Genomic DNA, 7,531 nt, shown 5'->3' on the forward strand with positions numbered 1-7,531 from the left:
ACCTCCAAACCTCGGCAAAAAGCTTGAATCACGCGCTAAAGCGCCTGTCGAGGAGAGTTCTTCAGCAGCCTGCTAGACCGCGCTAAGAGATACGCAATGGAAAAGGCTCTCTATTATTTGATGCCCGATGCTGGCAGGCACTGCTCCTCGAGTCCATGAGAATTTTGGTAGATTAGTCCGCGTCTGTGCCGGGTTTCATCCTGCCCCACCCTACCCCAACCGCCCATAAAACGTCTGCCGCGCACTCTCCGACAGCGCCACCCCCGGCTCAGCATTATACGCCAGCACCGCCAGCATCCGCGTCACGTCGCTCTCGTTCGAGCTGACCCGGTGCACCGAATTCCGCCCCCGGAACAGCACCAGCGTCCCTGGCTCCATCGTCAACACCGCAGGCTCAACCGCCCCGTCCAAGAGCGCCCCCACGCCCTCAAAATTCATCTCCCCCGCCCCCGCATCCCGCAGGTCCTTGAGGTACTCGAACCGCCCCCCGGCGGCGGGCTTCTGGATCAGCAGGGTGATCGCAAACGACGAATTGTCGAAATGCCAGCCCAGCTCCTGCCCCCGCTCCGCATAGTGAATGTTGATCGACGAAAGCGGGTCGGCATAGGGGTAAAGCCCCGCCTGCCCCGTCACCGCCTTCACAAACCCCCGAAACACCGGCGCGTCATACAACAACCGCAACGGCGACTCCGCCCCCACCTGATCATCACAAATACACCCCTTCGACGACACGACCTGCCGGTTCGCCGGATGGTCCTCCGCATAAGCGGAGTCAAAAGGCGTCAAATACACCGAATGGTTCTGCGCACAGAAATAAGCATCCTTCCGCCCCGCCACCGCCTCCGCATGGATCGCCGCCAATGCCTCGGCGGTCAGAAAATCCGCCAGCACCAGCACCCCGTCCCGGTCCAGCGTTTCCTGACAGGCACGCGCAAACCCGGCATCCCCAATCGGATGCGCTTCAAGATCAACAATCGCGGCAAGGGACATGGCACAGGCTCCGTCAGGTTACGCACCGCAGCCTAAGAAATCCCGACGGCTTGGCAAGCGTAGGCCGGGGGTCACCCCGGTGCGCCCCCAAAACAATCCTTCCCGCTTTTCCCGAACCAAGGTTACACTCCCCCCATCCCAGACAAGGGAACCCGGATGGAACGACGCCTGACCACGATCCTCGCCGCCGATATCGTCGGCTTCTCGCGACTGGTCGGGGCGGATGAGGAAAACACCCTCCGCCTTCGGCGTGCCCACCTGCAGGATATCATTCACCCGCTGCTCGACACCCATGCAGGCACCATCGCGAATACCGCGGGCGACAGCCTGTTGGTGGAATTCCCCAGCGCCGTCGCCGCCCTGCGCTTTGCCCTTGAAACCCAGGCGCAAGTGGAAACGGCCAATGCCGACCTGCCCGCCGATCAGCGCATGAGCTACCGCATCGGCATCAACCTCGGCGATGTGGTGGCGGACGGCGAGGACCTGCTGGGCGACGGCGTCAACATCGCCGCCCGGCTCGAGGCGCAGGCGCCCACGGGCGGCATCCTGATCAGCCGCTCGGTCCGCGATCAGGTCCGCGACCGGATGGCACTGGACCTCCACGACATCGGTGAACTTGACCTCAAGAACATCGCCCGCCCCATCCGCGCCTTCCAGGTCCTGCGCCCCGGCGAGACGCGCATGACGGCCCCCGCCAAACCCGGACGCCCCGGCACGGCCATGCTGATCGCCGCCGTCCTCTGCGCCGCTCTGATCGGCGCAGGTGCGTGGTGGTCCTTTCTGCGGCCTGACTTTGCCCCCGTCGATCCGGGCGCCATGGCCCTCAAGCTCCCAGATCGCCCCTCCATCGCCGTGCTGCCCTTCACAAGCCTGACAAAAGACGCCACCGCAGACGCCATCGGCGACGCCCTGACCGAGAACATCATTTCCACCCTCTCGCTCTCGCCCGACATGGTGGTCATGGGCCGGGCCACCAGCCTCTCCTACAAGGACAGCGAAAAGACACCGCGCGATGTCGCACGGGAACTCGGCGTGCGCTACGTGCTCAGCGGCAGCGTGCTGAAATCCGGCGAAGAGGCCCGCGTGACGGCAGAACTGTCCGACGCCATAGAAGGCGATCAACTTTGGTCGATCCGTGAAGATATCGAGATCGACAATCTCTTCGAGGTGCAGGACCAGATCGCCGAAAAGCTCTTTCTGGAAATGCAGGTGGCCCTGACCGTTGGCGAATCCAGCCGAACCATCGCCGAACTCACCGGCGATTTCGAAACCAGCATCCTCGTGTTACAGGGCCGCGATGCCTTCCAGCGCTTCAGCCCCGAAGGCCACGCGGAAGCCATCCGCATCTGGAGCCAGATCGTAAAGGACAATCCCGACAGCCCGATGGGCCACTACCTGCTGTCCTGGATCCCCTGGCAACGGGTAATCCTCGGCATGTCCAAGGACCCGGGCGCTGATTTCATGGCCGCCCGCGCGGGGGCAAAGGCCGCGCTGGCCATGCAGGAATGGGGCGACCCCTATACTCTGATCGCCGTCGCGGAGAACGGGTTGGGCAACTTCGATGCCGCCATCGTCGCGGCTGAAAAGGCAATCGAGCTTGCCCCCGGCGGTTCGGACCCAAACGCCATCGGGGGTCTGGCGCTCTACACGGCAGGTGAGGCAAAACGCGGCCTCGATCACATGCTCAAAGCCATGCGGCTGGAGCCCGATTACCCCGAATGGTTGCCCGGTTCTCTCTATCCTGCCCTGATGGAAAACGGACAGCACGATGACGTGATCTCACTGGCGCAATCTGTCCTCGCACGCGACGTGCGGGACGCCCGCGCGCATTTTCAGGCCAGCGGCGGCCTGATCGCCGCCTACGCGCTGAAGGGAGATCTGAACCGGGCCCGGAGCGCCCTGCGCGCCCTGCAACAGCAGGTCCCTAATGTCACCATCGAAATGCTGACCGCCAGCAGGCGAACCGAAAAACCGCGCCCCTTTCATGACAAGCTGATCTCGGCCTATATCGCCGCAGGCCTGCCTCCCCCGCAGGAGTAGGCTGCACATTCATGTGCACCATCCCCAGTCAGCAACCTACGCGGCGATCCACAAACTCTCCACACCTGCCAGGGTGCTTAATGTGGGTGAAACCCACCACACCAGTGCGATGCCCATCCGCCCCCGTATCTGCACGCGCGGTGTACGCCCGGTGTACAAAGTGTGACAATTAACCAACCATTCACAAAACGCAAAAAGGCCCCCGAACCGGGGGCCTTTCCAAACCATTACCGAACCGTTCTTACAGCCCGGTCGAGACGTCGATCGTGTTGCCTTCTTCCAGCGTCACATAGGCCTTTTTCACGTCCTTCCGCTTGCCCATCTGGCCACGGAAACGCTTGACCTTACCCTTGGTGATGGTCGTGTTCACCGCCTTCACCTTCACACCAAAGAGCGCCTCGACGGCCTCCTTGATCTGGGGCTTGTTGCTCTCCATCGCCACCTCGAAGACCACCGCGTTCTGCTCCGATGCCATCGTCGCTTTCTCGGTGATGATCGGCTTGCGGATCACGTCGTAGTGTTGTGCTTTGGCGCTCATTTCAGACGGGCCTCCAATGCTTCGACACCTGCCTTGGTGATCACCAGCGTGTCACGCTTGAGGATGTCATATACGTTGGCACCCATGCTGGGCAGGATGTCCAAACCTTGAATGTTTCGAGCAGCTTGCGCGAAGTTTTCGTCCACGGATGCCCCGTCGATGACCAGCGCGCGCTTCCAGCCCAGGTTCTTGACCTGCTTGGCCAGAGCGGCGGTCTTGCCCTCGGCGGTTGCCGCGTCGATGATCACCAGCGCGCCTTCCTTCATCTTGGCCGACAGCGCGTGGCGAAGGCCCAGCTTGCGGAACTTCTTGGTCAGGTCGTGACCGTGGCTGCGCGGGGTCGGGCCCTTGTAGATGCCGCCCTTGCGGAAGATCGGCGCGCCGCGGTCGCCGTGGCGTGCGCCACCGGTGCCCTTCTGGCGGTAGATCTTCTTGGTCGAGTAGCTGACTTCGGAGCGGGTCTTGACCTTGTGCGTGCCCTGCTGGGCGTTGTTACGCTGCCAGCGGACGACACGGTGCAGGATATCGGCGCGCGGCTCGAGGCCGAACAGCGCCTCGTCCAGATCTACCGACCCGGCCTTGCCCCCGTCGAGTTTGATGACATCGAGTTTCATGCGTCACCTTCTTTCTTGTCCTCACCGGCGTCGCCAGCGTCATCGGACTTTTCTGCTTCGATCTCGGCCTCGGCTGCCTTCAGCGCCTCGGCTTCTGCCGCAGCCTGCTCTTCCGCCAGGCGTGCTGCTTCTGCCTCGGCCTCGGCGGCTGCGGCTGCAGCGGCCTCCTCGGCGGCTTTCGCGGCTTCCTCAGCGGCGGATTTCAGCGCGGCGGGCAGGATCGCGTTTTCCGGGAACGGCTTTTTCACCGCGTCCTTCACGGTGACCCAGCCACCTTTGGAGCCCGGTACCGCACCCTTGACCATGATCAGGCCACGTTCGCTGTCGGTCTTGACGACCTCCAGGTTCTGGGTGGTCACGCGGACGGCACCCATGTGGCCGGCCATCTTCTTGCCCTTGAACACCTTGCCGGGGTCCTGGCACTGACCGGTGGAGCCGTGCGAACGGTGGGAGATCGACACACCGTGAGAGGCGCGCAGACCGCCGAAGTTGTGCCGCTTCATCGCACCGGCAAAACCCTTACCGATGGAGGTACCGGCGACATCGACGTACTGACCGGCGAAGTAGTGATCGGCGATGATCTCTTCACCCACGGGCAGCATGGCGTCGGGGTCGACGCGGAATTCCGCGACCTTCCGCTTGGGTTCCACCTTGGCGGCAGCGAAATGGCCGCGCATCGCCTTGGAGGTCCTCTTGGCCTTGGCCGTACCGGCGCCAAGCTGAACGGCGGTGTAGCCGTCCTTTTCCTGGGTCCGCTGGGCCACGACCTGAAGGCCATCGAGTTGAAGAACGGTCACGGGAATCTGCTTGCCGTCTTCCATGAAAAGGCGGGTCATCCCGACCTTCTTTGCAATAACGCCTGAGCGCAACATGATCTGAAGCCCTCCTTACGACTGCAACTTGATCTCGACGTCCACACCAGCGGCGAGGTCGAGCTTCATCAGCGCGTCCACGGTCTGGGGCGTCGGATCGACGATATCCAGCAGACGCTTGTGCGTGCGGATCTCGAACTGGTCACGGGATTTCTTGTCCACGTGGGGGCCACGCAGAACGGTGAACTTCTCGATCTTGTTGGGCAGCGGGATCGGGCCGCGCACGGAAGCGCCAGTGCGCTTGGCCGTGTTAACGATTTCCTGTGTGGAGGTATCGAGCACCCGGTAATCAAACGCCTTCAGGCGAATGCGGATATTCTGGCTTTGTGCCATGTGTCGTCCCCTTCATCGGGGTTCCAGCGGATTGGAGGATGCGCGCTCATCGCACAGCCTCGTCGCGCCTTTCATGTCAACGCACACGGGGCACGCCATGGCGCACCCCGGTGAGTTAGGGGGCGTATAGGAGGTTGGGCGCAGGCTGGCAAGGGTGATTCCGCGTTTTTTGCCCGGAATGCACCGGCAATCGGAGGATGGTATGCCTTCGACGGTTGAACCTGTGATCGCCCCCCCCTATGCGCCGCCTTCGCAAGCGCGGGCGTGTCAGTGCCGGATCGACTTGACGCCGGGGCACTTTTTGGTGAATTCGGACAATTCGCTTGCAACCGGAGCGTTCAACGGGAGACCTGAACAAAAGGAAATGGCATCGGTTTCAGGCACGTGCCGAGCGGCAGTCCGGAGATGTTTGGGAGGACACGATGGAAGACGACACCCTGGCTCAGCCAGCCTATACGGCGCTCTTCGTTTTTGGCGACAGCCTCAGCGACAATGGCGCGGTCTTTGCCCTGACCGAGGGGGCCCTGCCACCGACGGAACTGATCGGGATCGACCTTGACGGCAATCCCGTCGATTTCACAGAAAGAGGCATCTTCTACAACGGCCGTTACACCAACGGCGACGTTTACGCCGATGTCGCGGCGCACGCCTTGGGCATCCCCGGCGACACGAGCACCTTCTATGACGATTTCAGCGGATCAAACCTTGCCATCGGGGGCGCGACGGCGAGCGATCTCACCGCGATCGGCGACAGTTCCACGAACACATTCGCCAACCAGGTGTCCACCTTCCAGGGCGCGATCGCCAGCTTGCCGGGCACGGATGCGTCCAAGCAGGCATTCCTGTCCGGTGCGGCGGCCTCGGTTTTCATCGGGCTGAACGATCTCGGCGCCATTGGCGGCGCCTCTACGGCGACGGGGGTCATCGATCAGGCCGTGATCTCGACCGGTGTTGCCGCCATACTCGAACAGCTCTTTGCGCAGACCCAGGTGATCGCTGATAGCGGAGTAGGCACGATCATTCTCAACAAGCTGCCGGGAGGCAGTTTCTTTCCCAATGCCAATCCCCTTATCGACGCCTTCGGCCCCGGTACGGCCGAGCTCTTCGATCAGGTATCAGCGCAGGTCAACGCCGGGATCGAGAGCCTTGCCACGACGCTGCAGGCCAGCGGGACCAGTGTCGAGATCGTCGATTTCTTCGGCCTCGCGAAGGAAATACAGAACGACCAGGAAACCTTCGGCTTCCTGACCCTTGAGAACGCCCTGCCGGACAGCAACAATTCAACAACGCTGCTGATCGACGATGTCCCGATCAATCAGATCGGCTTCATCGACCCGGTACATTTCACTGCAGAGCTGCATGAGGTCTTCGACGTCTTCCAGGCAATGACCATCGGCAATGCACAGATCGACGGTGGCGCCTCCGGCGGGATCACCAGTGGCAGCGCCGCGAATGAGACGATTTTCGCCAAGGAAGGCCGGGACCGGGTGCGCGCGGAGGACGGCGACGACCTGATCTTTGCCGGGGCCGACAACGACGTGGTCTTCGCCGGTGAGGGTGCGGATATCGTCTTTGGCGGCACCGGGAACGACGTTCTTATCGGAGAGGCGGGCAAGGATATCCTGTCGGGCGGTGACGGCAGGGACATACTTCTGGGCGAAGCGGACGACGACGTGATCGCCGGGAACGCCGGGAACGATTTCGTCAACGGCGGTGCGGGCGACGACGTGCTGACCGACGGGCTGGGCAGCGATGTCGTCTTTGGCGGCAGCGGCGATGACATCGTGATCTATCGCGCCGCCAGCACGCTTGGCGGGACAGATGGGGCGGACGAAGACGTCTTTTTCGGCGGCAGCGGTGCGGACACGCTTCTGATCATCTCCGACACCGCGATTGCCGATATCGACGCCTTTCTGCTGGCCAACAACGTTGAGCTTTTCGACTTCGAGACCGTGACGTCGATCACCTCGGATGAACTCGAGACCTACGATTTCGGTGCGGTGGGCACGCTAGTGGAGACTGCTGATCTCTTCGGGCTGATCTGATCCGCCCCGGCGGGTGGACGACGCGTCCACCTTACGGGTTTGGTGTATGGCTGGCGTGTGTAAGGTGGGCATCCTGCCCACCCCCCCAATGTAAAAGGC

General features: G+C 62.4%; 7 protein-coding genes. 2 read left to right on the forward strand and 5 right to left on the reverse strand.

Annotated elements, in window-relative coordinates; all coding sequences use genetic code 11:
• Nucleotides 1-210: 210 nt before the first annotated feature.
• The gene (locus AB2B41_RS22615) at nt 211-990 is read right to left on the reverse strand and encodes a HalD/BesD family halogenase (RefSeq protein ID WP_367880092.1); all 780 of its coding nucleotides are present in this window, start codon (nt 988-990) and stop codon (nt 211-213) included.
• 156 nt (nt 991-1,146) lie between these two features.
• Between AB2B41_RS22615 and AB2B41_RS22620 the strand changes: the two genes are divergently transcribed.
• Nucleotides 1,147-3,030 carry an adenylate/guanylate cyclase domain-containing protein gene (locus tag AB2B41_RS22620; RefSeq protein ID WP_367880093.1) on the forward strand — a complete coding sequence of 628 codons (1,884 nt, stop codon included), beginning with the start codon at nt 1,147-1,149 and terminating at the stop codon, nt 3,028-3,030.
• Nucleotides 3,031-3,271: 241 nt separating this feature from the next.
• Here the strand turns inward: AB2B41_RS22620 and AB2B41_RS22625 are convergent, their stop codons facing one another.
• The 4 genes from AB2B41_RS22625 to rpsJ are packed head-to-tail and all read right to left on the reverse strand — an operon-like array spanning nt 3,272 to nt 5,387.
• Nucleotides 3,272-3,568, reverse strand: a complete 297-nt coding sequence (locus AB2B41_RS22625; protein ID WP_367880094.1) for a 50S ribosomal protein L23 — start codon at nt 3,566-3,568, stop codon at nt 3,272-3,274.
• The gene (gene rplD, locus AB2B41_RS22630; protein WP_367880095.1) at nt 3,565-4,182 is read right to left on the reverse strand and encodes a 50S ribosomal protein L4; all 618 of its coding nucleotides are present in this window, start codon (nt 4,180-4,182) and stop codon (nt 3,565-3,567) included. Before rplD ends, AB2B41_RS22625 begins: the two co-directional genes overlap by 4 nt.
• On the reverse strand, nt 4,179-5,054 hold the full coding sequence (gene rplC / locus AB2B41_RS22635; protein ID WP_367880096.1) for a 50S ribosomal protein L3: 876 nt from the start codon (nt 5,052-5,054) through the stop codon (nt 4,179-4,181). The genes rplD and rplC overlap by 4 nt, the downstream gene beginning before the upstream one ends.
• A gap of 15 nt (nt 5,055-5,069) precedes the next feature.
• On the reverse strand, nt 5,070-5,387 hold the full coding sequence (gene rpsJ / locus AB2B41_RS22640) for a 30S ribosomal protein S10 (RefSeq protein ID WP_011567658.1): 318 nt from the start codon (nt 5,385-5,387) through the stop codon (nt 5,070-5,072).
• A gap of 422 nt (nt 5,388-5,809) precedes the next feature.
• On the opposite strand from rpsJ, the gene AB2B41_RS22645 reads away from it, so the two are divergent.
• A complete protein-coding gene (locus AB2B41_RS22645) occupies nt 5,810-7,432 on the forward strand; it encodes an SGNH/GDSL hydrolase family protein (protein WP_367880097.1) in 1,623 nt (540 codons plus the stop codon).
• Nucleotides 7,433-7,531: the final 99 nt, after the last annotated feature.

Source organism: Sulfitobacter sediminis (assembly GCF_040811725.1).
GTDB classification, from domain to species: Bacteria; Pseudomonadota; Alphaproteobacteria; order Rhodobacterales; family Rhodobacteraceae; genus Sulfitobacter; species Sulfitobacter sediminis.

What these genes read in the sequence shown, in the direction of transcription:
- AB2B41_RS22615 (WP_367880092.1), bottom strand. Translation starts at nt 990, where the DNA reads ATGTCCCTTGCCGCGATTGTTGATCTTGAAGCGCATCCGATTGGGGAT.
- AB2B41_RS22620 (WP_367880093.1), top strand. Translation starts at nt 1,147, where the DNA reads ATGGAACGACGCCTGACCACGATCCTCGCCGCCGATATCGTCGGCTTC.
- AB2B41_RS22625 (WP_367880094.1), bottom strand. Translation starts at nt 3,568, where the DNA reads ATGAGCGCCAAAGCACAACACTACGACGTGATCCGCAAGCCGATCATC.
- rplD (WP_367880095.1), bottom strand. Translation starts at nt 4,182, where the DNA reads ATGAAACTCGATGTCATCAAACTCGACGGGGGCAAGGCCGGGTCGGTA.
- rplC (WP_367880096.1), bottom strand. Translation starts at nt 5,054, where the DNA reads ATGTTGCGCTCAGGCGTTATTGCAAAGAAGGTCGGGATGACCCGCCTT.
- rpsJ (WP_011567658.1), bottom strand. Translation starts at nt 5,387, where the DNA reads ATGGCACAAAGCCAGAATATCCGCATTCGCCTGAAGGCGTTTGATTAC.
- AB2B41_RS22645 (WP_367880097.1), top strand. Translation starts at nt 5,810, where the DNA reads ATGGAAGACGACACCCTGGCTCAGCCAGCCTATACGGCGCTCTTCGTT.